Genomic DNA, 24,273 nt, shown 5'->3' with positions numbered 1-24,273 from the left:
CTCCTCCGTCAATCCGTCGCCCGCGCCGCCGCGGCAATGATCCCCGCCGCCAGCGACCGGTCCCGCACACCCACCACCATGACAGGGGGTCGGCCGAGCCGTGCCCCGAGAGTTGTCGCATCGGGCCCCGTGACAATGGGAACCCCAGTCCGTTCCGCGAGCCGGGCCACCTTGAGGCGCGCGCGCGGCGAGGCATCCGCCGCCAGAATCACCGCTTCACACTTCCCCTGACGAATCCACGCCCGCGTCAATTCCACACCGGGCAGCGCCAGTCCGCCTCGAACCCCGAGGCCGATCAGGCCAAGCAGCGCCTCATGCGGTGCGCCCGGCGTCGCCACCGTCTGGCTCCTCTTCGGTCAGTTCGCTGAGGAACTTCACCAGTTCTTCGGTCGTCGCCGGCGTCATGCCGGGGATTCTCGCGATCTCTTCCGGCTCGAGGTCGATGACGTCCTGCAGCGTGGTGTAGCGCGCCTGATCGAGCACCGCGACCAGCTCGGGCGAGAGCCCCTCGAGCTGCGCCAGCGGCACGACAGTCTCCGCCTCTTCTTCCACCGCGGGGAGTGCGAACAGCGGCCCTTCTCCACCCCGCTCCCGCCACTCGCGGCTCGAGTAGAGGTCGATCTTCCAACCGGTCAGTTCCGATGCCAGTCGCACGTTCTGCCCGTTGCGACCGATCGCCAGCGACAGCTGGTCCTCATCCACCACCGCCTGGATCGTCTTACTGGCGGGATCAGAGAAGACCTTCGCCACCCGTGCCGGCGCCAATGCCAGCCGGGCGAAGCGCTCCGGATCGGGCGACCACGGCACGATATCGATCCGTTCGCCGCCGAGTTCGTTGACGACCGCCTGGACTCGCGACCCCTTGAGACCGACGCACGCGCCGACGGGGTCAATCGCATCGTCGCGGGAGATCACCGCAACCTTGGTCCGGCTGCCGACCTCGCGAGCGATGCCGCGCACTTCGACGATTGCCTGCTGAATCTCGGGCACTTCCAGCTTGAACAGCGCGATGACGAAGAGCGGATCCCCGCGAGAAAGAATCAGCCGCGGACCCTTGGGCGTCTCCTCGAGCCGCTTGAGCACGGCACGGATAGTGTCGCCCTGATGGAAATGTTCGCGATGGTTCTGTTCGCGATATGGTACGATCGCTTCCGCCTCGCGGAACTTGTTGAGCATGATCACAAACTTGCCGCGTTCGATCTGCTGGATTTCGCCGGAGAGGAGATCGCCGACCTTGTTGGCGAACTCGTCACGAATCCGGTTCCGTTCGCCTTCGCGCACCCGCTGGATGATCCGCTGCTTGGCCGCCTGGACCGCGAGCCTGCCGAGGACCTCGAACGGGACTTCCTCTTCGAGCATGTCGCCGGCCTGGAAGTCCGGATCTTCGAACCGCGCCTCGTCGATTCCGATCTGCGAACTCGGGTCCTCGATCGTCTCGACGACCTGGCGCAGCCGGATCACCTGCAGCGTCCCCTGCAACTCGTCAACGTTGAGCTCGAAGCGGACATTGGGCCCGTACTTCTTCATCAGCGCGGCGTGAATTCCGTCGCGCAGCAAATCGAGCAATTCCGAGCGGTCCAGTTGCTTGGCATTCGACAATTCGCGGAATGCGGATACCAAGTCGGCCGATGTCGCCATCAGACTTCTCCTGCTTCCCAGTTACAGTGCCGGTCCCGGCGATGCCGCGGAGCCGAACGGAACAGGGGCCAATGTGCGGGGAGAAAGAAAAAGTGCCGGGGGACACCCGACACCTCGCAGACCTGCGCAAGTTGCCCCAACACCATAAGATAGCTCACTGCGAGCAGGGGCGTCAACTGACGAATCACCGCTCCGGACCGTCCCTCACCGTTCGATCCCGAGCCACGCGATCATCCTGCCGTCACTCCCGCCCGAGCGCCGATGCGAGAAGAAACTCCGGGACTCGACCGCGGTGCAGTGTCCGCTGACCGTGACCTCCCCGATCCCGAGCTGGCGCCCCTGTTCGGCGAGGATCGAACGGAGATCGAGATGCTGCTTCGCCGGGGCCGTTGTGGGAATTCCCACTGCGGATGTTACTTCGGAACCCACTTCATAACAGGGACCGGAAATCGCAACGCCACAATGCATTACGGTCTCATCTGCATTTGCGCCACACGCCTCGCGGATCCGCTGAATTCCCTGCTCCAGAATTCTCCCGGCGGTCCCGCGCCATCCGGCGTGCAGCAGCGCCACCACTCCGTGCTCCGGCGCCGCGACATACACCGGTACGCAGTCGGCGACCGTGACCAGCAGGATCAGTCCCGGGGTATCGGTCGCGTGACCATCCAATCCCTCCAGGATCGTCCATCCGCCTGACGCGGGCGCGCGATCGTGCCAGCGAACCGCTGTGCCGTGGACTTGGTGCGCCATCACGAAGGAGGAGTCGGGCGGGAAGGTCGAGCGGAACTGGCGCCACCGCTCCATCACCTTCGCGACCGGCTGCGATGTCCAGAGTCCGAGGTCGAATGGATCGGCTGGGTCCTCGCCGCGGCCGGTAATCCCGGCGCTGATGCCGAACCGCTCACGCCACCCCGGAACCTCCCAGCGCGGCACCGGTCCCGGAAGGCGAACTTCGTCAGTTGTCGACACGCTCGATCGCGGCGCCGAGGGCCCGCAGCCGCTCGTCGATCCGCTCGTATCCCCGCTCGATCTGTCCGATGTTGTGGATTTCGCTGCGCCCCTCCGCCGCGAGCGCAGCGATCACCATCGCCATGCCGGCGCGGATGTCGGGCGACTCGACCTTGCCGCCGTGCAACCGCGCGGCGCCGCTGATCACCGCGCGATGCGGATCGCACAGGACGATGCGCGCCCCCATGCCGATCAGCTTGTCGACGAAGAAGAGCCGCGACTCGAACATCTTTTCGTGAATCAGCACCATCCCCTCGCACTGCGTCGCCGCGACGACCGCAATCGACATGACGTCGGCCGGAAACGCCGGCCACGGACCATCTTCGAGCTTGGGCACATGGCCGCCGAGGTCGGGATGGACCCGCAGCTCCTGACCCGCTGGCACATGAAGTTCGCTCCCGCGGATGCGGACGCGGACACCGAGCCGCTCGAAGCCGAGGAGCGTGCTGCGAAGGTCATCGGGGCGAACGTGGGTGATGGTGAGATCACCGTTCGTCACCGCCGCCAGGCCGATGAACGAGCCGATTTCGATATGGTCCGGACCGATGGTGTACTCACCGCCGCGCAGCGCCTTGCCGCCGTCGATCGTGTAGGTGTTGCTGCCGATTCCCTCGATCGACGCGCCGATCGCCACGAGAAAGCGCGCGGTGTCCTGGACATGCGGCTCGGACGCGGCGTTCCGAAGGGTGGTCCGGCCCTCGGCCATGACCGCCGCCATCAGGGCGTTTTCGGTCCCGGTGACGCTGGGTTCGTCGAGAAAGAGGTCGGTCCCCTTGAGTCGTTTCGCCTCGATCGTGTAGCTGTCGCCGAGGGTGACCGCCGCGCCGAGGCGCTCGAGCGCGAGGAAATGGGTGTCGACGCGACGCCGCCCGATGACGTCTCCTCCCGGAGGGGGGAGCACGACTTTGCCGAACCGGGCGAGGAGCGGGCCGGCGAGGAGGATCGACGCGCGGATCCGGGTGCAGAGGACCGGGTCGAGCGGCTTGGGGCGCACTCCGCGGGTATCGACCCGCAGCGTGTTGCTGGCCGCCCAGTCCACCGTGGCGCCGAGGTCGACCAGCAGATCGAGGAGGGTCTCGACGTCGCGGATGCGGGGAATGTTGTGCAGCGTGACAGGCTCGGCTGCCAGGAGCGTGGCTGCGATGACCGGCAGGGCCGCGTTCTTGTTGCCGGCCGGCCGGATCGTTCCGGCCAGCGGCTGGCGACCTGTCACCACGAAACGCGGAGGCATCGGGCAAAGCTCGTCTCGCCCGGTGGCGACCGCAAGCGGTCCGGAGCGTCAGCGTTAGCTTTCGGCTCTTCACGATCAACAGCACCGAGGCGACCATGGCTGGATGGGTGGGACCGGTGATCGCACTCTCGCTCGTGGTGATCGCCACCGCGATCGCGCTTGTCGCAGTGATGATCTTCGCCGCGCTCCGCGAGGCGCAGCAGCGGACCGCCTCGCTCGCGCGCGAAGTGGCGCAGCTCCGACTCGAACTTGCGCCGACTCTCGAAGCGGTGAAGCAGTTTGGCGAAAGCGGCACCGAGGTCGCCCGCATGGCCCGCGATGAGGCGCAGGAAATCATCGAAACGACGCGGCGGGTCCGCTACGACATCGAGCGCGGCGTCAAGCGTGCCAAGCGGCGGCTCGCCGACCTCGATGCCGTAGTCGAGGTGGCACAGGAGGAAGTCGACGCCGCGGTCGTCGACGTGGCCACCGTCCTTCGGAACGCTCGTACCGGTGCCGGCGTCATCAACCAGTTTCGTCGGCTGATCCGACCGCGGAGGCGCGGCGCCGCGTGAAGCTGCCGGTTGCCCTGCTTCTGGTCGGCCTCGGCTTCCTCTGCTTTCCGCACGCGCTGCATGCCTGGACTCCCGGCACCCACGTGGTGCTCGGCGAGCGGATGCTGAGTTCGCTGCAGACTCTCCCGGGGTCGGTCGCCGAACTGCTGCGCGCCTTCCCGTACGACTTTCTCTATGGCAACATCGCCGCCGACACCACGATGGCCAAGAAGTTTGCCCCCGCCGATCGCCACTGCCACGCGTGGCACGTCGGGCTGGAGGTCCGCGACCTCGCGCCGAACGATGCGTTGCGCGCCTTCGGGCTCGGCTATCTCGCCCATCTCGCCGCCGATGTGGTGGCGCACAACTACTACGTGCCACGCCAGCTGGTGGTGAGCAGTTCGACTCGTGCCATGGGGCACACCTGGTGGGAGATGCGCGCCGAGCTGCATCTCGGTGATGCCGTACCCCAGGCTGCTCGCGACCTGATTCGCCTCGACCATCGTGCGGCCGATGCGCACCTCGAACGGATCCTGTCGCCGACAATCTTCTCGGTGCGCACCAACCGACGCCTCTTCCGCGGCATGGTCCGCCTCACCGATTCGCGCGCCTGGCAGGCCGGACTGCAGGTCGCGCAGGATCAGAGCCGCTGGGAACTTCCCACCACACTGATCACGGTGCATCTCGATCGCGCCGTCGAATACGTCCGGGCTGTACTCTCCAGCGATCTGTCACCGGTGTATCGGTCCGACCCCAATGGCGAACGCGCAATCATGGGAAGCAAGGCGGTCCGTCGCGACGCGCTCCGCGGCCACCAGAACGCCGGGCCGGAGTGGATCGCGACCGTCGCCGAGGCGCACTTCGGGCTGCCGCCGGCCGAGATCGACCGTTCGATCAGTAGAGAAACGGAATGATGGCGGAGGTGTGCTCGCGATAGTCGCGGTATTCAGGAAAGTTTTCCTGCATCCGCCGCTCCTCGATCCGGCTCTTGTAGATGAACGCGGCGTACACCAGAATCACCGCCACAATGCACCGCCACTCGCCAATCACCAGCGCCGATCCCGCAAAGGCCACGACAATTCCGGTGTAGATCGGGTGCCGGACAAACCGGTACGGACCGGTGCGGATCAGCGAGTGATGCTCCTTCACGGTGACAGCAGCGCTCCAATTGGCTCCCAGCTGCCGCTTGGCCACAATAGAGAATCCCAGCCCGGCCACCAGGAGCAGCACGCCAACGACGTCGACCACGACGCTCACTGGTACGAAGCGCGCGCGCGCCGCAGCGGGAAGAACACTCGGCGACGACATCATGATCGCAGCCAGGATCAGTGGAACACGGTGACCCAATCCGGAGAGGAGCGACTCATGCCAACGCTCCGGCTTGAGGTTTCGCGCAGATGCATACCAGTAGATCAGCCACGCGAGCCATGTCAGCCCGACGGCCGCTCCGAGGGTGAATCCGCTCACGTCGTCCCGCCGAGTCGGGCCTCGGGACGAGTCGGCTCGAAGAGTTCGACCGGATTTCCCGAGGGATCGTCGAGCAGGACCTGCTTGCCGCCGACGCCGGTCACGATGTCGTTGCGGAAATGCACGCGCTGGTCGCGAAGGTTCGCGACGATCGCGGCAAGATCGTCGACCTGAATCGCGAAACGATTCCAGCCGCCGGGAGCGGGAATCCTGCCGTCAGGCATCGGCTGCCCGCCACCGCCGGATGGATTCGGCGCACTCAGCACCAGCCGGAGATCGCCGCGTGTGAGCATCGCGAATGGCGGTGCGGGGTGCATCACCAGCGTGAAGCCGAGGTGTTCGGTGTAGAACGCGATCGCCGCGTCCACGTCGTGCACGATGTAGCGGACCTGTACCGAAGCCATTGGGTGCTCCTCCGAACTGCCAAGGTGACGGCTCAGCGTCTCCGATCATCACCGCTGGGCAGCCACGTCCTCGATTCCCTGCAACACGCGCTCGATCTCGCCCGCCGTGGTGTAGCACGCCGCACCGATGCGCACCAGGCCGTCCCGCTCGCAACCGAGCAGCCTGGCGACCGTCGCCGCGTAGAAGTCCCCGTGCGATACGAAGCACCCCGATCGAGCCAACGTGCGGGCGACCTGCTCCGATGGTACTCCACTGAGCGTGAACGACACCGTCGCCGTTCGATCACGATCCGGAGGCAGGCCGTAGCGCGTGACGCCGGGGATCGCTCCAAGGCCATCCCAAAGCCTCGCGAAGAGGACCATTTCGCGCCGATGGATTTCGGCATAGGCCGCGGCAAGCTGCGACCGCAGTTCGCCCGGACCCGCCAATCCCGCGAGCCACCGCACCGCGGCGGCGGCCCCGACAATGCCTTCATGATTCTGGGTCCCGGTCTCCCACCGCTCGGGCGACGTCTCGGGAGCCGGCTCGAGTCGCGGCACATCGAGTTGTTCGGTCAGATCACGCCGCGCCCAGAGCACTCCGACGTGCGGTCCGTGGAACTTGTACGCCGACACCGCCAGGAAATCGGCACCGAGCCGATGAACATCCGGCAACTGATGCGGCGCGAAGTGCACACCATCGACAAAGACGAGCGCACCGGCCGCATGCGCCTGCTGCGCCGCCGAGGCGACGTCGCTGATCGTGCCGAGGATGTTTGACGCGGCGTTGATCGCGAGGAGCCTCGTCTTCGGGCCGAGCAATCGCGGCAACTCGTCGAGTCGCAGCAGGCCGGTCGCGGTGTCGAGCGGAAGCCATTTGAGGATGATGCCATGGTCGCGCGCGATCGCCTGCCACGGCGCGATGTTGCCGTGATGGTCGATCTCCGTCACGATCACTTCGTCGCCCGGCTTCCAGTCCCGCGCGAGCGCGCGCGCCACGTGGAAGGTGATCGTGGTCATGTTATTGCCGAACGAGATCTCGTCGGCCGCGCTACCCATGAACGAGGCGAAGACATCGCGTGCGTCGAGGAGCGCGGCATCGGTCTCCGCGCTGGTGGGGTATGCCCAGTGCGTGTTGGCGTTGTGATGCAGCAGGTAGTCGGTGACCGCGTCGGCCACGACCGCAGGCACCTGGGTCCCCCCGGGGCCATCGAAATACGCGACCGGGTGCGCCCCGACGATCCGCCGCAACGCCGGAAACGCGGCGCGAATCGACTCGACCGACGCGAAGGCCGTCATGGTGCGAGCCGTTTGACGATGATCGGCTGGATCGCCTTCGGGTCGGCCTTCCCCGCACTCCGCTTCATCACCTGTCCGACAAAGAATCCGATCAACCTGGTCTCACCATTGCGGTATCGTTCGACTTCCTTCGGATGATCCGCGAGTATGGCGTCGATCCACGCGCCGAGCGCATCGTTGTCACTCACCTGACGAAGATTACGGTACTCTATGATCGCAGCCGGCGTTTCCAATGGCCTCGCTACCATCTCTTCAAAGACCTGCTTCGCCGCGGATCCACTGACGAATCCCTGAGTGGTGAACCGAATCAGTGAGCTTAGAGGACCGGCTTCCACTGGTGGTTCTAGAGTGAGATCAGGCCATTGTGCACGTAGTTCTCCCATCACCCAATTAGCGGCCACCTTCGGGTCGATCTCTTCGTCAACGAGTTTCTCGAAGTACAGTGACAACCTAGGTTCCTGCGTCAGCACGCGCGCATCGTACGCCGTGATTCCGTAGCTGCTCATGTACCGGGCGATCCGAGCGGCCGGCAGTTCGGGAAGCGACCCTTCCTGTGCCGCGATCCATGCGGGTTCGAGCACCAGCGGCGGCAAGTCCGGATCCGGGAAGTACCGATAATCATGCGAATCCTCCTTCACCCTGAGCGGCTTCACCGTGCCGTTCGCGGCGTTGAAGGTCAGCGTCACCTGCTGCACCCGTTCCCCCGATTCGAGCAGGGCGATCTGCCGCTCACGCTCGGCGTGAAGCGCTCGCTCGACGTTGGCGAACGAATTCATGTTCTTGACTTCGGTCTTGGTGCCGAGCGGCGCGCCGGGCTTCCGGACCGAGAGATTGGCATCGACGCGAAGCGATCCCTTCTCCATCGAGCAGTCGCTCACTCCGGCGTAGATCAGCAGCTGCCGCAACGTCGCCAGGTACGCGCGCGCCTCGGCGGGGGACCGGATGTCGGGGCCGCTGACAATCTCGGCCAACGGCGTGCCGGCGCGATTGAGATCGACTGCCGTGAAGCCGGGGACCCGGTCGTGCAGCGACTTTCCCGCGTCCTCTTCCAGATGGAGCCGGGTGATCGAGATGGTGATCGCCCCGCGGTCGGGAGACTCGACGGCGACGGCACCGCCGGTGGCCAATGGGCGATCGAATTGCGAAATCTGATATCCCTTGGGAAGGTCGGGATAGAAGTAGTTCTTCCGGGCGAAGATGCTGGTGTCATGAATGCTGCACCCGAGCGCCAGTGCCCCCACCGTGCCGAGCCGGATCGCCTCGGCGTTCGGCACCGGAAGCGCGCCGGGGAGTCCGAGGCAGATCGGGCAGACGTTGGTGTTGGGCACGGCGCCGTAGGTTGTCGCGCACCCGCAGAACATCTTGCTCCGGGTGGCGAGTTGCACGTGCACTTCGAGGCCGATGACCGTTTCCCAGTCCATCACCGCACCTCCGCCGTGGCATCGATGGCGCCTTCAAGCGTCATCGCGGCGCCGATCATTGCCGATTCGTTCCAGTCGGCTGCGATCAGCTGCCCCCCGAGCGGAAGGCCCTGGTCGCGGCCGATCGGCAGCGACAACGCCGGGATCCCGGCCAGCGACGCCGGACAGACAAAGATGTCGGCCAGATACATCGCGACGGGATCAGCGGTCTTCTCGCCCGCCCGGAACGCCGGGGTCGGCGTTGTCGGCGTGAAGAGGAGGTCGACGCCACCGGCGAAGACCCGCGCAAAATCGTCGATGATCAGGTGCCGGACCGCCTGCGCCCTGCTGTAGTATTGGTTGCTATAGCCGGCACTCAGCACAAAGGTCCCGATCAGGATGCGCCGGCGCACTTCCGGTCCGAAGCCCGTGCCTCGCGTCGCGCGGTAGAGAGCCCGCACGTCGCCGTCGGGACCGACGCGCCGGATGCCGTAGCGGACGCCGTCGAAGCGGGCGAGGTTGGCCGCGGCTTCAGCGGGATTGATGATGTAATAGGCCGGCACGGCGAACCGCGAATGCGGCAGCGAGACCTCGCGAATCGTCGCGCCCGACGCCCGCAGGATCTCGATGGTGCGCTCGCAGCCGGCACGCACTCCGGGATGCAGATCGTCGGGGAAATACTCGCGGGGCAATCCGACGACTCGTCCGCGCAGATCCATCGCGGCAGGAACTTCGAACGCCGGCTCCGCGCGCGTCGTGACATCGAATGGATCGTGCCCGGAGATCGATGCAAGGAGTTTCGCCGCGTCGCGCGTGGTGCGGCCAACGGTCGAGATGCAGTCGAGCGAGGATCCGAACGCCACCAGCCCGAAGCGGGAGACGCGCCCGTAACTCGGCTTGATCCCGACGACACCGCAGAAGGATGCCGGCTGCCGCACCGATCCGCCGGTCTCTGATCCGAGCGCGGTGGTGGTGACTCCGGCGGCGACGAGCGCAGTCGATCCGCCGCTCGATCCCCCGGGAACCAACGCAGGATCGAGCGGATGCATCACGCGGCCGAAGGCCGAGTGCTCGGTGGATGAACCCATGGCGAACTCGTCGAGGTTCGCCTTGGCTGCGACCATTCCACCGGCGTCGCGGACGCGCCGCACGGCGGTGGCTTCGAACGGCGACTGATATCCTTCGAGCATTCGCGACGCGCAGGTGGTCGGATGACCGTGCGTCACCAGGTTGTCCTTGATCGCGACCGACTGCCCGGTCAACAGCGCGGGACCCGCTTGTTCCAGTCGCTTCGCTTCGGCGTCGAGAAGCTGCTGCGACCAGTGCAGTGCCGCATTGAGCCCGGCGGCAGCGGTGAGCCGGTTCCCGGTGTCGACAGCGAGATCGTGCGGCGTCATTCCCCCGCCATCCCGTCGAGACGCGGCACCACGAAGAACCCCTGTTCAAACGCGGGCGCCATTTCCGCCGGCGCGCGCGACATCGGAATCGGATCGACGCGATCATCGCGCAGGCGGGTGCGTGCCGGCCCAATCGTCACCGGTGCGCCGTCGTCGGGCACCGCCACGTCGCCAAGCTGCGCCACGAAGTTCACGATGCTTTCCATCTGTGTCGCCAGCGAGTCGAGGCCGCTGTCGGGGACCGCCAGTTCGGCGAGCTGTGCCACGTGCCGCACGGCGTTCGCATCAATCGTCATGCACTCTCCCACTCGCGCTCGAGCCCGGCTGCGGCGACGAGCAATTGTCTGGTTCCGATCTCGGGGTCATCGAACGCCACCGACACCTTGAGGTCCTTCCCCGCCCCGGTGAGTCCGAGGATCGCTCCCGAACCGAAGCGGCGGTGCCGGACCCGCTCTCCCTTCACGTAGCGCGGCGCATCCTGATCTTCCGACACGAAATCTGCCGGCGGTGGAGGTGGCGCGCGACGCTCTGCCGGCTGGCTGCGCGAATACTCCGTGCGGCGAGACGGTTCGACGCTGCGGCCGCGGCCACCCGACCATCCGCCGCCGCCGCCCCACGCACCCAGCCCGCTCACCCCGAACGACGTGCGCTTCTCCTCGATCAGTTCGGGCGGGAGCTCGCGCAGGAAGCGTGATGGCGCGCCGGGACGGAGTTCACCACCCCGGCGCCGGGCCCGCGCCCATGTCATGATGAGCGCGTCCTTCGCCCGCGTGATCCCAACGTAGCAAAGCCGGCGCTCCTCTTCGAGGCCGTTCGGCGATTCGAGTGCCCGCGCGGACGGGAACAATCCCTCCTCGACCCCGGCGATCACGACCACCGGCCACTCCAGTCCCTTGGCGGTGTGGAGGGTCATCAGCGTCACGCCGTCGGGCTTGCCGTTGCTGGTGTCGATCGCCGACAAGAGTGCCGCTTCGGCGAGGAAGCGCTGCAGCGGCGTCGACGGCTCGTCGTCCTCGGCGATCACCTCCGACCATTCGGCCGCGGCGGCGATCAGCTCGCGGACATTCTCCCAGCGCTCGATTCCCTCGACTCCTTCCGCCGCGAGGATCGTCTCGTAGTCGATGGCCTGAACGACATCTTCCATCACGGTGACCGGCAGCGCCTCCCGCGAGCGGGCGCGCAGTCCGTCGATCAGCTGCGCAAAGGCGTGCAGCGCCTGCCGGATGTTGGGACGCAGTGCCGCAATCGCATCGGCGCGACCGGCTGCTGCAAGCATCGGAATGTTCCAGGTCCGGGCCTGTGCCGCCAGCGTTGCCAGCGCCACGTCGCCGATGCCGCGACGCGGCACGCCGATCGCGCGCAGGAACGCTTCGTCGTCGCTCGGGTTGGCGATCAGCCGCAGATAGGCGAGGATGTCCTTCACCTCGCGCCGGTCGTAGAACGAAATCGCGCCGACGATCTGATAGGGGATTCCGGCGCGACGCATCGCTTCCTCGATGGCGCGCGACTGCGCGTTGGTGCGATAGAGCACGGCGCATTCGGCCGGCAACGTCCCGCCGGCGCGCCGCCGCTCCAGTTCGCGCGCGATCCATTCCGCTTCGTCCCGCTCGTCGGCCGCGGCGAGGACGACGATCGACTCACCACCGGGCCGCCGCGTCCGGAGGTTCTTGACGATGCGCCCGACGTTGTTGGTGATGACGGCGTTGGCCGCGTCAAGGATCGGCCGGGTCGATCGATAATTCTCCTCGAGCTTGACGACGCGCGCCTCGCCGAAGTCCCGCTGGAGGTCGCGGAGATTCTTCAGGTCGGCACCGCGCCAGCCGTAGATACTCTGATCCTCGTCTCCAACGCCGAAGACGTTGCCGTGGTTCGACCCCAGATACTTGATCAGCTCATACTGGGCGCGATTGGTATCCTGGAACTCGTCGACCAGGAGATAGTCGAACCGCTGCTGCCATCGCGCGAGGACATCCGGGTGCTGCCGGAAGAGCGCCAGCGGATGGAGCATCAGGTCGTCGAAATCCATGGCGTTGGCGGCGAGGAGCGCCCGCTGCATGGCGCCGTAGACATCGGCGGCGATCTTCACCGCTTCGTCGAACGGCGCGGTGGCGGCCAGCGCATCGGCACTCTGCATCCGGTTCTTCGCCGACGAGATCAGGTTCTGGATCAACTTCGGCGGAAAGACGCGAACCGAATGCCCGCGTTCTTCCATGACGCGCCGGACCAGCGACAGCCGATCGTCTTCGTCGTAGATGGTGTAGTCGGGTGAGAAGCCGAGCCGGGTCCCTTCGCGGCGGAGGAGCCGCGCGGAGAGCGAGTGGAATGTCCCGATCCAGAGCCCCGCGGGATCGCGCTGGAGCAGGTCGCCGATCCGGGTCTGCATTTCCCGGGCGGCCTTGTTGGTGAACGTGACGGCGAAGATCCGCGCCGCGGGGATGCCGTGCGCATCGATCAGGTGGGCGATCCGCGCGGTGAGCACGCGCGTCTTGCCCGATCCGGCGCCGGCCACGACGAGAATCGGTCCGTGGAGATGTTCGGCCGCTTCGCGTTGCGCGGGATTCAACCCGCGCAACAGATCCCTGGTGTCGTCCATCAGACTGCAGCGAGCGGAAAGCGCATCAGGAACGTGGTTCCATGGGTAGTCGGTTCAAGTGTCAGGGCGCCCTGGTGCGCATCTTCGATGACCCGCCGCGCCAGGGCGAGCCCGATTCCCCACCCGCCGCGCTTGGTCGTGATCCCCGGCTGGAACAGCGTCCGGCGAATCTCGCGGGGCACGCCCGGGCCGTCGTCGGTGACGCGCACATACGCCGCGTCGTCGCGCACATCGGTGGCAAGGGTGATGGTGCCGCCGCGCCCCTGCAACGCATCGATGGCATTCTTGACCATCGCCTCGAGCGCCCATTCGAGGAGCACCGGATCACCGAGAATCACCGGGCCGGCACTCGGCGCCCGCACTTGCAGCTGGATCGCATTGGCGTGTCGCGGGAGCCGCGGTCGAAAATAGCCTCCGACCCGTTCGGCCAGCGCGCCCAGGGCAACCGGATCACGGCGAGCGGGGTTCCCGATCCGTTCGAATCGCTGCGCAACGCGGTGGAGTCGCTCCGCATCGGCGTCGAGGAACTCCGCGACCTTTGTCGGCGACATTCCGGCCGCGCGCAGCTGCTCGATCCACCCCTGCAGTGACGTGAGCGGCGTCCCCATCTGGTGCGCCGCTTCCCGCGCCATGGCGACCCACATCCGGTCGCGCTGGGCGTGGTTTGCGTTCCGGTAGGCGACGATCGCCACCGTCACCATGATCAGGATCGTCACCGCCTGCAGCACGCCCAAGGCAATCAGGATGCGGGTCTGCGGGATCGCGCCGTAATGCACCACGCCGACGTTGGGCACCACGATCGGCGGATTGATCGCGTCGAGCCGCGCGACATACCGCTGCATTCGCGGATCGCTGAGTGGCGCGGTGAACGGGATGTTGGCCGTATCGGTGACCTGGCCGTGCGCGTCCGTGCGGATCAGCGGCAATCCGAGCTTGCGGACCCGCGCGCCGACGTCGAGCAGCGCTGAATTTGCCGCGTCGGATGCCGGATCGGCGAGGCCACGAAACGCTGTCGAGTAGAGGCGCGAGGCAGTGACCGCTTCGCTGGCGAAATGCCGCGCCACGAGCCAGCTCGAGCCGACACCGAGGCCGGCGAGCAGCGCGACGAGCAGCAGCGCCACCGCCGGGGCAAGGCGCTGAAGCCTGTCGCTACGACGCGGAGGTGAGGAGATCGGTCCCGACATAGGGGACCAGCGGTTGAGGAAGGACGACCGAGCCGTCGGCCTGCTGGCCATTCTCGAGGAGCGCCACGATCACGCGCGGCAGCGCGACCCCCGACGCATTCAACGTATGCACGAATTCCGGTTTTGCGGTCGGCGACGGCCGATACCGGATATTGGCCCGCCGTGCCTGGAAATCGGTAAACGTGCTCGCGCTCGACACCTCGAGCCATGCACCGACGCCGGCAGACCACACCTCGAGATCGAAGGTGCACGCGCTGTGGAAGCCGGTATCGCCTGACGCCAGTTCCAATACCCGATACGGCAGCCCCAGGCGCTGCAACACCGTCTCGGCGTGGCCGGTCAGTCGTTGATGCTCATCGTCACTCGCGTCCGGCGCCGTCAGCCGGACCAGCTCGACCTTGTCGAACTGATGCACCCGGATCAGACCGCGCGTGTCCTTGCCGTGCGCCCCCGCTTCCCGCCGGAAGCACGGCGTGTACGCCACCATCGCGACCGGCAGCGTGGCGGCGTCGAGGATCTCGTCCCGATAGATGTTCGTGACCGGGACCTCGGCGGTGGGAATGAGAAAGAGGTCGTCGCCGGTAGTGCGGTAGAGATCGTCCTCGAATTTCGGCAGCTGCCCGGTGCCGGTGAGAGACGCGCGATTCACGAGGTACGGTGGTTGCACTTCGAGGTAGCCGTGCTCGCGGGTGTGCAGGTCGAGCATGAAATTGGCGAGCGCTCGAACCAGCCTCGCGCCGGCACCGGTGAACAGCGGAAAGCCCGACCCGGCGAGCTTTGCCCCCCGCGGCAGATCGAAGAGACCGAGCGCGGCTCCCAGTTCCCAGTGCGGCCTGGGCGCAAAATCGTGATGCGGCGGCGTTCCCCACGTACGCACCACGCGATTGGCATCGGCCTCGCCATCCGGCACATGCGCAAGCAGAAAATTGGGAACGTTGAGCAGATGTTCGTCGAGGAGTGCCTCGACGTCCTTGAGGTCCGCCTCGAGGGCACGGACTTCCTCGCCCGATTGCTTGAGCTCGGCGAGCAGATCGTCCGCGGCAGCGTGATTCTTCTTCCGCTGCGCCACTTCGCCGGACTGCGCGTTCCGGCGCGCCTGCAACTGCTCGACGCCGGTGACGAGTTCGCGGCGCCGCGTGTCGAGTTCGATCACCTGATCAAGTTGTGCGATCGCAACCGGATCGCGTCGACGTGCCAAGGCGGCCCGCGCGGCGTCTGGATCGTGGCGGACGCGGCGAACGTCGATCATCGAATCAGTTTGCGGGAATGCCGGGTTGCAGATTCTTGTAGCCGCAATTGATGTCCGCCATGACTTCGAGGCGGACGGTCTTCGCGACATCGTCGAAATCGATGACCTGGATCTTGGCGTACTGGGGAACACTGAGGTAACATGCGATGCGCGACCGCACGTAAAAGAGATCACCCGGCGCGATGACGAGCGAATCGGTCGTCTGATAGGGGTCGGAGGGTGCGTTGGTCAGCTGATCGAACGAGCCGGTCTCGCGGAGAAAGCCGGGATTGACACCGGTCGCGCTGCCAAGGTCCGGCAGGGCGTGCAGCGGGATGAACAGATGCCGGCCAGTCGAGTCGATGTCGTAGATGAAATCGAACGACGAGGTCTGGTCGGTTCGCACCGGCTCACCGACGGTCACGTCAAATGCCGACGGGAATCGCAGCGCGGCGCCGGTCAGGGCGCCCATCGTGACCGTGTCGGCCTGGTTCACGATCGTCGCGGGCGCCAGCTGATTGGCGTCGCATCCCGCGACGACGACGATTCCCAGAAGGAGTGCAAAGCGTCCGCCCATGCTGAGAAGGTTAGACCGCTCGCCAGATCGCGGCAACCCGGTGCCGTTGCTTGACTTCGCCGCGGTTGGCGCCCTAGCTTCGCGTCCTCACGCCATTCGGGAGCCGATCAGATGCAGCCTCTTCGATCCGTCCTGATGGCGCTCGCCGACCGGGCCGATGTTGCCGCCGCCGTCGTGGTAAGCGATGACGGGCTGGTGGTCGAGTCGTCCCTCTCCGAACAATTCGATGCCGAAGAGCTGGCTGCGCTGACCACCAGCGCCGGGCGGACTCTCGCGGCACTTGCCCGCGCCGCGCAGCATGGCGAGCTGCATCTCGCGGTCACGGAGAGCGCCACCGGAACCTTCGTCATCCAGCGACTCCCGTCCGGGGCCAACCTGCTGGTGCTTGCGGCTCCCGACGGCGACCTCGGCACCTTGCTCTACGACTTGCGCCGCCACGCGCCGGCGCTTGCGCCGCTCCTGTGACAGGTCACTGACCGGTGCAATGGGCGATCCTGCTCGCCGGCGGCTCCGGGACCAGATTCTGGCCCCTCTCCTCGCCGTCCCGCCCGAAGCAGCTCCTCCCCCTGGCAGGTCCGCGGTCGAGCGCGGAAGATGCCGTCGATCGGCTGGCGGGGTTCATCCCGCCGGAACGGATCCTGGTCGTTTCCGGGGCGTCGCTCGCCGCGCGCCTGGCGGAGAGGCTGGCATTGCCGGCCGAGAACTACCTGGTGGAACCGCGGGCGGCATCGACCGGGCCGGCGCTCGTCTGGGCCACGCTCGAAGCGGCCCGTCGTGACCCCGACGCCACGGTCGTCTCGATGCACGCCGACTGGATCGTCCGCGATCCGGCGGCGTTCGTCGCCACGGCAGCCACTGCGCTGGATACGGCATCGCGCCATCGGCGGCTGGTGACGGTCGGGATCGTTCCGTCTCGCCCTGAGACCGGCTTCGGATATATCGTCCCGGGCGAACGACTCGACTCTGCGGCGCGCGCGGTGGGGCGGTTTGTCGAAAAGCCCGACGCCGCCAAGGCGCTCGATCTCATGGCGGACGGGGCGCTCTGGAATTCCGGACTCTTCGCCTGGCGTGCCGACGACCTGCGCCATGAAGTGATGGCCCATACCGACGAAATCGCCCCATATCTCGACCGCCTCGACGCCGGTGACATCGCCGGTTTCTTCCGCGACGTGCGCGAAGTGTCGATCGACGTGGGCGTCTTCGAGCGGAGCGCTGCCGTCGCCGTCGTCCCGGGCGATTTCGCCTGGGATGATATCGGCACCTGGGAAGCACTGGCGCGGGTACGGCCACGGGACCGCCGCGGCAACGTGACCCACGGTCGCGTCACGCTGGTCGATTGCAGTGACTGCATCGTCTGGAACGACGGATCTCCAATGGTACTGAGTGGCGTGCGCGATCTCGTCGTGGTGCACGCCAATGACCGCACCCTGGTCCTCGACCGGCCGCGCGCGCCCGACCTCAAGCGGACGCTCGACGCGCTTCCCCCCGACGTGCGCGAGCTGCAATAGCATGACTTCCCTCTTCCTGCTCGAACCCGAAGCACCCGGCGCGGCATGGATGCCGTTCGCGCGCGCAACACCGCTGAGCGAGCTGCGCGCCGGCATGTGGCGGTTGCGCGAACGCTGGAGCCAGGCCCTCAACGCACGCGCCGCGGGCATCGTGGCGCCGCATGCCACCGGGCATTACCAGCTTCACGGGCCACCGCTCGTTGCCGCCGACACCCTCGTCGGCCCGGCATGGGTCGCCGACGCGACCTTCGCGCCGAAGTTGCCGATGCGGCCCCTTGGCGGAGCGCGACGGTTGCTGCACGGCGGTCGCACCGTGGCGTGGCGGCTCGATCCGGGCCAGCGGTGGACCGGTCCGTTCGAGCAAGGCGACGGACTCGTGGTCGAAGGGCGGCAGCTCGCCGGCGCCCATGACCTCATCACGGCACTCGAGCTCTTCCTCTTTGCCGACACCGTGGCGGCGTTGGCGGAGACCACGTCGTCGATTCCGGACGGTGTGACGGTGATCGGTAACGCCGCCGCGGTCGCGTTGCACGGCGCCGAGATCGAACCGGGCGTGACGCTCGACGTGCGAAAGGGCGCCATCATCCTCGAGCGCGGCGTGCAGGTGAGAAGCGGCAGCCGGCTCGAAGGGCCGATGTGGATCGGCGAGGGGACGTTCATCGTCGGCGGCCAGCTGCGGCACGTGAGCGCCGGACCGCACTGCAGGCTGCACGGCGAGATCAGCACATCGGTCTTTTCGGGATTTGCCAACAAGAGTCACGACGGATTCGTCGGGCACTCGGTCATCGGCGAATGGGTCAATCTTGGCGCCGGCACGATCACGTCCAATCTCAAGAACACCTACGGGCCGGTCCGCCTCGATATCGACGGCGAGCGGATCGAGACCGGGCGCGCCAATCTCGGATCATTGATCGGCGACCACGCCAGGACCGCCATCGGAACGTTGCTACCGACCGGAGCAGTGATCGGCGCCGGGGCAAACCTGTTCGATGGTGTCAGAGCGGCCAAATACACCGCGCCGTTCGCGTGGGGTGGTGAGTCGGGTACCATGATCGGGGCCGATCAGTTCGTCGAGATGGCACGACGGATCCTGCCGCGCCGTGACGTCGCGGTTGACGCCGAGATGGAGCGGTCGCTCCGCGCGCTGCATCAGCGATGCATCTGACCGTTCTCGGGTCCGGTTCGAAGGGAAATGCGTTTGCGCTGCAGAGTGGTGGCGCGATTCTCCTCATCGATGCCGGATTCTCGCCGCGAGAGATCGAACGTCGCATGGAAGCCGCCGGTCTCGCCCCCGCGGCCATCGCCGGAATTGCCGTGACGCACGAACACGGCGACCACGCGATGGGCACGGTGAAGCTCGCCGCGCGGCATGACGTTCCCGTCCTCACATCGCTCGGCACCTGGACTGCACTCCGCCGCAGCGGCGAATCGTGCGACTTCATCCCGCTCGGCACCGCCGCGACGGCGACCGTAGGACCGTTCGCGGTCAGCGCCTGCCCGACCTCGCACGACGCTGCGGAACCGATTGCGATCGGCGTGATCGCCGATGGCGTGTCGATCGGCGCGGCCTACGACCTGGGGCGCCCGACCCAGGCGGTGCGCTGGTTTCTCCGCGACCGCCATTGCCTGATTCTCGAAGCCAACCACGACGAGACGATGCTGCGAACCAGCGGGTACCCGATCGTGGTGCAGCAGCGGATTGCCGGCCCCGGCGGACACTTGTCGAACGCCGATGCCGCCCGGCTCCTCGACGAGATCCACCACGAGGAGCTCGCCGTCGTGGTGCTGGCCCATGTGAGTCAGCGGTGCAATAGCGACGGTGCATTGCGAGCGGTGATCGAGCCTGCGCTTGCGGCGCGCGGGTATCGCGGCGACATCATCGTTGCGGTGCAGGATGGTCCGATGACTGCACTGCGGATCATCGGTCCGGCGCAGCGAACGCTCTTTGCCTGACCAGCCCGCTCCACAATTGTTGACGAGTTTGTGACCCGGATTCGCTTGACGCCGATCCGCCCTGGGGTATGCCTTCCTGCGACCCTTCATCCAAGGACCACCAGTGAATCCGATGACCGATCCGCTCCTGACGGAGCTCGACACCGAAGCGCAAACGACCCGTCGCGTGCTTGAGCGTATTCCCGAGGGAAAGCTCTCGTGGAAGCCGCATCCCAAGTCTTACTCGCTCGGCCAGCTTGGCCTGCACACGGCGTCCATACCGGGCGCGCTCGCGGGACTGCTGACGCCGGATTCCATCACGCCACCCGCGTTCACGCAGCCCGAGGCAACGAGCCAGGCCGAGATGTTCAACGCGCTTGACGGCAGCGTGGCAACGGCCCGGACGATGATCAGCGGACTGACGCCGGAGCGCGCAAACTTCATCTGGACGATGAGCGTTGGCGGGAAGGATGTGATCGCCGCGCCGCGGATCGCGTTGGTGCGCGCGCTGATGTTCAACCACTGGTACCACCATCGCGGCCAGCTGCTCGTCTATCTCCGAATGCTCGACGTACCGCTGCCGTCAGTGTACGGGCCGACGGCCGATGAGAATCCGTTCATGTAGTTGCGCTGGTCAGCCGCCGGCATCCGGGTCAGGCGGAATCCGGGCGCCGGCGGGACGCGGCGTTGGAGGACCGACGCGCTTCAAGGTCACCGATTTCTGGAGATCGCCTCCCGAAAGAGTCAGCGCATTGTCGCGGACCTTGAGCTTGTAGGTCTCCCATTCGCCGCCGAGCACGATCGAAATCCGATCGTTGTTGAGCCGCCACCGCACCGTCTCCTTCCCCCACGACGCCGACGAGTCCGCGCGGATGATCACTTCACGCGGACCATTCTTCGTGTCGGTGCCGGCATCGACGCGCCACGTTCCGGTGATCGCGGGCGGATGTTGCATCGGCGGCGCAAGCACGAATTGAGCAACCAGCAGGGGGACGATTCCACGAACCACACCACGCTCCCGGGGAATTGATCGGCAGGAAACTACACCACCGCCGCCTTCCACGTGCCACGGCGGAAGATGATCGTCGACGCGCCTGCCAGCGTCGAGAACGCCACCGCAATCGCGATGAATGCGCCGTCGCTGCCGATGCCGAGCGGTTTCGCCAGTACCCATGCCAGGGGAATTTCCCAGCACCAGAAGATCAGAAAGTTGAGCCAGGTCGGCGTCCAGGTGTCACCGGCACCGTTGAACGCCTGGGTCAGGACCATTCCGAACGCATAGAGCGGGAAGCCGAGGGCGATAATCCGCAGGCAGCGCACGGCATAGCGGGTCATCACCGGGTCGTGGCCGAAGAGCCCGGCCAGCACCGGTGCCGCGACGAGGAAAATGATGCCGAGGAGCGTGAGGAAGGCGAAGTTGTACCGGCAGGCGGTCCAGACCGCGCCTTCTGCACGGTCCGGTTTGCCGGCGCCGAGTCCCTGCCCCACCATCGTCGCGGCGGCGTTGGCGAGTCCCCATGCCGGAAGGATCGCGAAGATCACCATCCGCAGCGCCACGGTGTAGCCCGCGACGGCCTCGCTGCCGAAGGTCGCGAGCAATCGGGTCAGCCCGATCCAGCTTGCGGTGCCGACAAGAAACTGTAGCGACGCAGACGACCCGAGCGTCACGAGCTGGCGCAGGAGGTGGCTGTCGGGAATGAACTGGCGGAGCCGCACCCGCAGGCGGCCACCCGGCCGCAGCATCGCGGAGAACGCCAGGATCGCACCGGTCCCGCGCCCGATCGTCGTCGCGACCGCGGCGCCGGTCACTCCAAGGTGCGGAAATGGACCAACACCAAAGATCAGGCACGGGCCGAGGATGATGTTGATCCCGTTGGCGATCCACAGCACCCGCATTGCGATGCTCGGATCGCCGGCGCCACGAAATGCGGCGTTGAGCACGAAGAGGAGAACGACGGTGGCGTCGCCACCGAGAATGACTCGGGTGTAACCACTTCCCGCGCCGATCACAGCCTGCGAAGCACCCATGATGCGCAGCAGGTTGGGCGCGAAGATGACGCCCGCCACGCCAAGGACCAGCGCCATCGATCCGCCAAGCATGATTCCCTGGGCCGCGCTCCGTGACGCGGCGGCGTGATCCTTCTCGCCGATGCGGCGCGCCACGAGCGCGGTGACGCCCATCGAGAGGCCCATCGCGATCGCGTAGACGAGCGACAGCACCGATTCGGTGAGGCCGACCGCCGCGACCGAGTCGGCACCGAGCCGCGACACGAAGAACATGTCGGTGACGGCGAAGATGCTCTCCATCACCATTTCCAGGACCATCGGAATGGCGAGGAGCACCACCGCGCGGCCGATCGGCCCCTCGGTAAAATCCTGGTGCGATCCGCGCAACGCTTCGCGAATCGTCGACCAGGCGGTCGCCGTTGCCGGGACTGGTTCGAGCGCTTCGGTCATCGGCGGCTAGTGCGCCCCGAGCATCTTGTCGCGGATCGCCTTGAACTCGTTCCCGGCGTGCCACGTCGGCCAGCTTGGTCCGTCCGCGACGCGCACGCCGGCCTGAAAGAACATGCCGAGATCGTCGACGGCACCACTGAGATCCCAGTCCGGCTTTACCTCGTCGGTGACGTTGTGATAGTCGTTGTTGGTGTACTCGTCACGCTTCGTCTTGCTGTAGTCGTCCGGCTTGCCGAGATAGTGAACGCCATTGTCGAGAAAGAGCGCCGGCACTCCCTGCTTGGCAAATTCGAAATGATCGGCGCGGTAGTAGAACCCCTTGTCGCTTTCGGGGTCGGGTGAGAGGGTCCGATGTTCGGCCGTGGCAACACTGTCCAGCACCTCTTCAAGAGTCGACGCCCCCTTGCCGATGACGGTGACGTCGCTGGTTCTCCCCCACTGGTTGAGCCCATCGATGTTGAAGTCGGCGACCGTCCGGTTCAGCGGATAGAGCGGATTTTCGGCGTAGTACCGCGCGCCGAGAAGCCCCTTTTCCTCGGCAGTGGTCGCGATGAAGAGAATCGAACGGCGCGGCTTCGTCCCGAGGGAACGATACGCCTTCGCGATGGCGAGCATCCCCGCCACTCCCGACGCGTTGTCGATCGCGCCATTGGCGATCGAATCGCCCTTGATTGGCTCGACGATGCCCAAGTGGTCCCAGTGCGCGGAGTAGATGACGTACTCGTTCTGGAGCTTCGGATCACTTCCCTCGAGTTTCGCGACGATGTTGTGGGAGTGCACCTCGCGGATCGAATTCGTGAGATGGAACGTTGCCGTGGCGCCGAGGTCGACCGGATGGAAATCCTTGCTGCGCGCACTTCGTTCCAGCGCGTCAAAGTCCTTCCCCGCAGCCTTGAACAGTTCCTTCGCCTTGTCGTAGGTGAGCCACGATTGCACCGCGACCCGCGTCCGGTTGCTGTCGGCGTGCCGCACGTCCATGTTCTCGTGCGAATTGCTGTGATCGACCACATCCCACCCATATGCCGCCGGAATCGTCTGGTGGACGATGATCGCCGCCGCCGCGCCCTTCTGCGTCGCGATGTCGTACTTGTAGGTCCAGCGGCCGTAATAGGTCATCGCCTTGCCGCGGAACATCGTGCTATCGAGTTGCGTGCTGTCCTTCGGATCGGGGACCGGCGGATCGTTGATCAGCATCACGATCGTCTTCCCCTTCACGTCGACGCCCTTGTAGTCGTCCCAGCCATACTCGGGCGCGACGACGCCGTATCCGACGAAGACGATCTCCGAGTTGTCGACGTTGACCGTGTCGACCGGCCGGTACGAATAGGCGACGTAATCACGATGATTGACTAACGGGATCGTGCGGCCGTGAACGGCAAACGACGCCGTCGGCTGGGCGGTGAATCCCAGCAGGTCGACGTTCTGTGTCCAGCTGCCGTCGGGATTGCCGGGCTGCAACCCGATCGCCTGGTACTGGCCAGTGATGTACCGGACCACTTTCGCCTCGGCGGGGCCGCCAGGAGCTCGGCCGAGCATCGAGTCATCCGACAGGTCCTTGATCGACGCCAGAAGTCCAGGCGCGGTAATCGCCGATCCCGCTGACGTGACCTCGGCCGCGGAGGGTCCGGTGATGCCGCCGTGGCAGCCGGCGACGATGAGGACGACGGCCGGGACGATGCGAGTCGATCGAGGCACGAAACCACTCCCTGGAAGGGCGGAGCGGAAAGAAAGCTTGAGGGTGTGCCGGCGCCAATCCTGAGGCCGACGAGCGGTCGCTCATTCACGATCCCGGTCCCGAGGCCGATACTCGCCGGGACTGAGAACCTGTCACCGGGAGACCTCGTGCTACCTGCCCTCAGCAAGCGGATCGTGCTCGCCGTCGGACTCGCCATATGCCTCGCGGCATGCAGCTCCGATGACATGACCGGCGGCACCGACAACACTCCTCACGACATCCTGCTTTCGGGAACGCTCGACATACCGGCGACATACGATGCCGACCTCGATGCCGGGACGGTGCAGACGTCCGAAACGTTTGCCGATGGAGACATCTGGAATGAATCGGTGTCGGGTGACGTCGACCAACTCAGCGTGGTCGACACCAGTCGATTCGCTGTGATGGGGACTGCAGCTCCGAACTACGCAGCGTGCGCCGCGGCGACATACGGGTCCACGTCCTATGAGTTGATCGGTGCCCCGCTCGGCCTCTACTTCTGCGTCCACACCGACCAGAATCACTACGCCGAGGTTCAGCTGACCAAGACCGCCGTGGAGGGCGATCACAACATCAGCATCTCGTTCACGACGTGGAAGTAGGACTATCGCCCGGATAAGTACACAAAGGGCCCCGTCGATTCGACGGGGCCCTTTGTATGTTGCGCCTTCAACGCAGGCGAAGCGATCCTTCGGCTCTTCTCGCCTTCCTCGCTGCGCTCGGG

At 66.2% G+C, this 24,273-nt stretch carries 25 protein-coding genes; 8 read left to right on the top strand and 17 right to left on the bottom strand.

From position 1 onward, the window contains the following. Positions 1-8: 8 nt before the first annotated feature. The 4 genes from VGM20_08440 to murA form a co-directional block, all read right to left on the bottom strand. Positions 9-338 carry a ribosomal L7Ae/L30e/S12e/Gadd45 family protein gene (locus VGM20_08440; protein ID HEY4100890.1) on the bottom strand — a complete coding sequence of 110 codons (330 nt, stop codon included), beginning with the start codon at positions 336-338 and terminating at the stop codon, positions 9-11. Continuing rightward, positions 313-1,638 (bottom strand): transcription termination factor NusA, encoded by a 1,326-nt coding sequence (gene nusA / locus VGM20_08435; protein HEY4100889.1) that lies wholly within the window; start codon positions 1,636-1,638, stop codon positions 313-315. The genes VGM20_08440 and nusA overlap by 26 nt, the downstream gene beginning before the upstream one ends. A gap of 204 nt (positions 1,639-1,842) precedes the next feature. Continuing rightward, a complete protein-coding gene (locus tag VGM20_08430; protein ID HEY4100888.1) occupies positions 1,843-2,571 on the bottom strand; it encodes a polyphenol oxidase family protein in 729 nt (242 codons plus the stop codon). Between the two features lie 22 nt (positions 2,572-2,593). Next, on the bottom strand, positions 2,594-3,877 hold the full coding sequence (gene murA, locus VGM20_08425) for a UDP-N-acetylglucosamine 1-carboxyvinyltransferase (protein HEY4100887.1): 1,284 nt from the start codon (positions 3,875-3,877) through the stop codon (positions 2,594-2,596). A gap of 95 nt (positions 3,878-3,972) precedes the next feature. On the opposite strand from murA, the gene VGM20_08420 reads away from it, so the two are divergent. Both VGM20_08420 and VGM20_08415 read left to right on the top strand, forming a co-directional pair. Then, a complete protein-coding gene (locus VGM20_08420; GenBank protein ID HEY4100886.1) occupies positions 3,973-4,431 on the top strand; it encodes a hypothetical protein in 459 nt (152 codons plus the stop codon). Next, positions 4,428-5,324: a zinc dependent phospholipase C family protein gene (locus VGM20_08415; protein ID HEY4100885.1), complete on the top strand. Its 897-nt coding sequence runs from the start codon at positions 4,428-4,430 to the stop codon at positions 5,322-5,324. Before VGM20_08420 ends, VGM20_08415 begins: the two co-directional genes overlap by 4 nt. Here the strand turns inward: VGM20_08415 and VGM20_08410 are convergent. Genes VGM20_08410 through VGM20_08365 form a run of 10 tightly spaced genes read right to left on the bottom strand, consistent with a single transcriptional unit; the run spans position 5,305 to position 15,938 of the window. Next, positions 5,305-5,877, bottom strand: a complete 573-nt coding sequence (locus tag VGM20_08410; GenBank protein HEY4100884.1) for an isoprenylcysteine carboxylmethyltransferase family protein — start codon at positions 5,875-5,877, stop codon at positions 5,305-5,307. The two genes, VGM20_08415 and VGM20_08410, sit on opposite strands and share 20 nt — an antisense overlap. Next, positions 5,874-6,281: a VOC family protein gene (locus tag VGM20_08405; protein HEY4100883.1), complete on the bottom strand. Its 408-nt coding sequence runs from the start codon at positions 6,279-6,281 to the stop codon at positions 5,874-5,876. The genes VGM20_08410 and VGM20_08405 overlap by 4 nt, the downstream gene beginning before the upstream one ends. Before the next feature lie 48 nt (positions 6,282-6,329). After that, on the bottom strand, positions 6,330-7,559 hold the full coding sequence (locus tag VGM20_08400) for a cysteine desulfurase-like protein (GenBank protein ID HEY4100882.1): 1,230 nt from the start codon (positions 7,557-7,559) through the stop codon (positions 6,330-6,332). Beyond that, the gene (gene gatB / locus VGM20_08395) at positions 7,556-8,980 is read right to left on the bottom strand and encodes an Asp-tRNA(Asn)/Glu-tRNA(Gln) amidotransferase subunit GatB (protein HEY4100881.1); all 1,425 of its coding nucleotides are present in this window, start codon (positions 8,978-8,980) and stop codon (positions 7,556-7,558) included. The genes VGM20_08400 and gatB overlap by 4 nt, the downstream gene beginning before the upstream one ends. Beyond that, complete coding sequence (gatA, locus tag VGM20_08390; GenBank protein ID HEY4100880.1) at positions 8,980-10,356, bottom strand: Asp-tRNA(Asn)/Glu-tRNA(Gln) amidotransferase subunit GatA; 1,377 nt, start codon at positions 10,354-10,356, stop codon at positions 8,980-8,982. The genes gatB and gatA overlap by 1 nt, the downstream gene beginning before the upstream one ends. Beyond that, entirely contained in the window at positions 10,353-10,652 is a 300-nt protein-coding gene (locus VGM20_08385) for an Asp-tRNA(Asn)/Glu-tRNA(Gln) amidotransferase subunit GatC (protein ID HEY4100879.1), read from the bottom strand. The genes gatA and VGM20_08385 overlap by 4 nt, the downstream gene beginning before the upstream one ends. After that, positions 10,649-12,949 carry a UvrD-helicase domain-containing protein gene (locus VGM20_08380; protein HEY4100878.1) on the bottom strand — a complete coding sequence of 767 codons (2,301 nt, stop codon included), beginning with the start codon at positions 12,947-12,949 and terminating at the stop codon, positions 10,649-10,651. Before VGM20_08380 ends, VGM20_08385 begins: the two co-directional genes overlap by 4 nt. Continuing rightward, complete coding sequence (locus tag VGM20_08375; GenBank protein ID HEY4100877.1) at positions 12,949-14,070, bottom strand: HAMP domain-containing sensor histidine kinase; 1,122 nt, start codon at positions 14,068-14,070, stop codon at positions 12,949-12,951. The genes VGM20_08380 and VGM20_08375 overlap by 1 nt, the downstream gene beginning before the upstream one ends. Before the next feature lie 28 nt (positions 14,071-14,098). After that, positions 14,099-15,382: a serine--tRNA ligase gene (gene serS, locus VGM20_08370; protein ID HEY4100876.1), complete on the bottom strand. Its 1,284-nt coding sequence runs from the start codon at positions 15,380-15,382 to the stop codon at positions 14,099-14,101. A 4-nt stretch (positions 15,383-15,386) separates the two neighbouring features. Beyond that, positions 15,387-15,938: a hypothetical protein gene (locus tag VGM20_08365; protein HEY4100875.1), complete on the bottom strand. Its 552-nt coding sequence runs from the start codon at positions 15,936-15,938 to the stop codon at positions 15,387-15,389. A gap of 111 nt (positions 15,939-16,049) precedes the next feature. On the opposite strand from VGM20_08365, the gene VGM20_08360 reads away from it, so the two are divergent. From VGM20_08360 to VGM20_08340, 5 genes are all read left to right on the top strand, one after another. After that, positions 16,050-16,403: a roadblock/LC7 domain-containing protein gene (locus VGM20_08360; protein ID HEY4100874.1), complete on the top strand. Its 354-nt coding sequence runs from the start codon at positions 16,050-16,052 to the stop codon at positions 16,401-16,403. Positions 16,404-16,417: 14 nt separating this feature from the next. Continuing rightward, complete coding sequence (locus VGM20_08355; protein ID HEY4100873.1) at positions 16,418-17,446, top strand: sugar phosphate nucleotidyltransferase; 1,029 nt, start codon at positions 16,418-16,420, stop codon at positions 17,444-17,446. A 1-nt stretch (position 17,447) separates the two neighbouring features. Next, entirely contained in the window at positions 17,448-18,611 is a 1,164-nt protein-coding gene (locus tag VGM20_08350; protein ID HEY4100872.1) for a putative sugar nucleotidyl transferase, read from the top strand. After that, positions 18,602-19,399, top strand: a complete 798-nt coding sequence (locus tag VGM20_08345; protein HEY4100871.1) for an MBL fold metallo-hydrolase — start codon at positions 18,602-18,604, stop codon at positions 19,397-19,399. The genes VGM20_08350 and VGM20_08345 overlap by 10 nt, the downstream gene beginning before the upstream one ends. A 112-nt stretch (positions 19,400-19,511) precedes the next feature. Further along, on the top strand, positions 19,512-20,003 hold the full coding sequence (locus tag VGM20_08340; GenBank protein HEY4100870.1) for a DinB family protein: 492 nt from the start codon (positions 19,512-19,514) through the stop codon (positions 20,001-20,003). A gap of 9 nt (positions 20,004-20,012) precedes the next feature. On the opposite strand, the gene VGM20_08335 is transcribed toward VGM20_08340, so the two are convergent. Genes VGM20_08335 through VGM20_08325 form a run of 3 tightly spaced genes read right to left on the bottom strand, consistent with a single transcriptional unit; the run spans position 20,013 to position 23,530 of the window. Further along, a complete protein-coding gene (locus tag VGM20_08335; protein ID HEY4100869.1) occupies positions 20,013-20,387 on the bottom strand; it encodes a hypothetical protein in 375 nt (124 codons plus the stop codon). Between the two features lie 32 nt (positions 20,388-20,419). Further along, positions 20,420-21,835: an MATE family efflux transporter gene (locus VGM20_08330; GenBank protein ID HEY4100868.1), complete on the bottom strand. Its 1,416-nt coding sequence runs from the start codon at positions 21,833-21,835 to the stop codon at positions 20,420-20,422. Between the two features lie 6 nt (positions 21,836-21,841). Further along, positions 21,842-23,530, bottom strand: coding sequence for a M28 family metallopeptidase (locus tag VGM20_08325; protein HEY4100867.1), 1,689 nt, complete (start codon positions 23,528-23,530; stop codon positions 21,842-21,844). A gap of 147 nt (positions 23,531-23,677) precedes the next feature. Between VGM20_08325 and VGM20_08320 the strand changes: the two genes are divergently transcribed. Next, positions 23,678-24,151, top strand: a complete 474-nt coding sequence (locus VGM20_08320; GenBank protein ID HEY4100866.1) for a hypothetical protein — start codon at positions 23,678-23,680, stop codon at positions 24,149-24,151. Positions 24,152-24,273: the final 122 nt, after the last annotated feature.

This window comes from Gemmatimonadales bacterium, assembly GCA_036500345.1.
Lineage (GTDB): Bacteria > Gemmatimonadota > Gemmatimonadetes > Gemmatimonadales > GWC2-71-9 > Palsa-1233.
The sequence above is the reverse complement of the archived record's forward strand: the minus strand, read 5'-3'. Positions and strand labels throughout refer to the sequence as shown.

What these genes read in the sequence shown, in the direction of transcription:
- VGM20_08340 (HEY4100870.1), top strand. Translation starts at nt 19,512, where the DNA reads ATGACCGATCCGCTCCTGACGGAGCTCGACACCGAAGCGCAAACGACC.
- murA (HEY4100887.1), bottom strand. Translation starts at nt 3,877, where the DNA reads ATGCCTCCGCGTTTCGTGGTGACAGGTCGCCAGCCGCTGGCCGGAACG.
- nusA (HEY4100889.1), bottom strand. Translation starts at nt 1,638, where the DNA reads ATGGCGACATCGGCCGACTTGGTATCCGCATTCCGCGAATTGTCGAAT.
- VGM20_08400 (HEY4100882.1), bottom strand. Translation starts at nt 7,559, where the DNA reads ATGACGGCCTTCGCGTCGGTCGAGTCGATTCGCGCCGCGTTTCCGGCG.
- gatA (HEY4100880.1), bottom strand. Translation starts at nt 10,356, where the DNA reads ATGACGCCGCACGATCTCGCTGTCGACACCGGGAACCGGCTCACCGCT.
- VGM20_08380 (HEY4100878.1), bottom strand. Translation starts at nt 12,949, where the DNA reads ATGGACGACACCAGGGATCTGTTGCGCGGGTTGAATCCCGCGCAACGC.
- VGM20_08420 (HEY4100886.1), top strand. Translation starts at nt 3,973, where the DNA reads ATGGCTGGATGGGTGGGACCGGTGATCGCACTCTCGCTCGTGGTGATC.
- VGM20_08330 (HEY4100868.1), bottom strand. Translation starts at nt 21,835, where the DNA reads ATGACCGAAGCGCTCGAACCAGTCCCGGCAACGGCGACCGCCTGGTCG.
- VGM20_08360 (HEY4100874.1), top strand. Translation starts at nt 16,050, where the DNA reads ATGCAGCCTCTTCGATCCGTCCTGATGGCGCTCGCCGACCGGGCCGAT.
- VGM20_08365 (HEY4100875.1), bottom strand. Translation starts at nt 15,938, where the DNA reads ATGGGCGGACGCTTTGCACTCCTTCTGGGAATCGTCGTCGTCGCGGGA.
- VGM20_08345 (HEY4100871.1), top strand. Translation starts at nt 18,602, where the DNA reads ATGCATCTGACCGTTCTCGGGTCCGGTTCGAAGGGAAATGCGTTTGCG.
- VGM20_08405 (HEY4100883.1), bottom strand. Translation starts at nt 6,281, where the DNA reads ATGGCTTCGGTACAGGTCCGCTACATCGTGCACGACGTGGACGCGGCG.
- serS (HEY4100876.1), bottom strand. Translation starts at nt 15,382, where the DNA reads ATGATCGACGTTCGCCGCGTCCGCCACGATCCAGACGCCGCGCGGGCC.
- VGM20_08350 (HEY4100872.1), top strand. Translation starts at nt 17,448, where the DNA reads ATGACTTCCCTCTTCCTGCTCGAACCCGAAGCACCCGGCGCGGCATGG.
- VGM20_08385 (HEY4100879.1), bottom strand. Translation starts at nt 10,652, where the DNA reads ATGACGATTGATGCGAACGCCGTGCGGCACGTGGCACAGCTCGCCGAA.
- gatB (HEY4100881.1), bottom strand. Translation starts at nt 8,980, where the DNA reads ATGGACTGGGAAACGGTCATCGGCCTCGAAGTGCACGTGCAACTCGCC.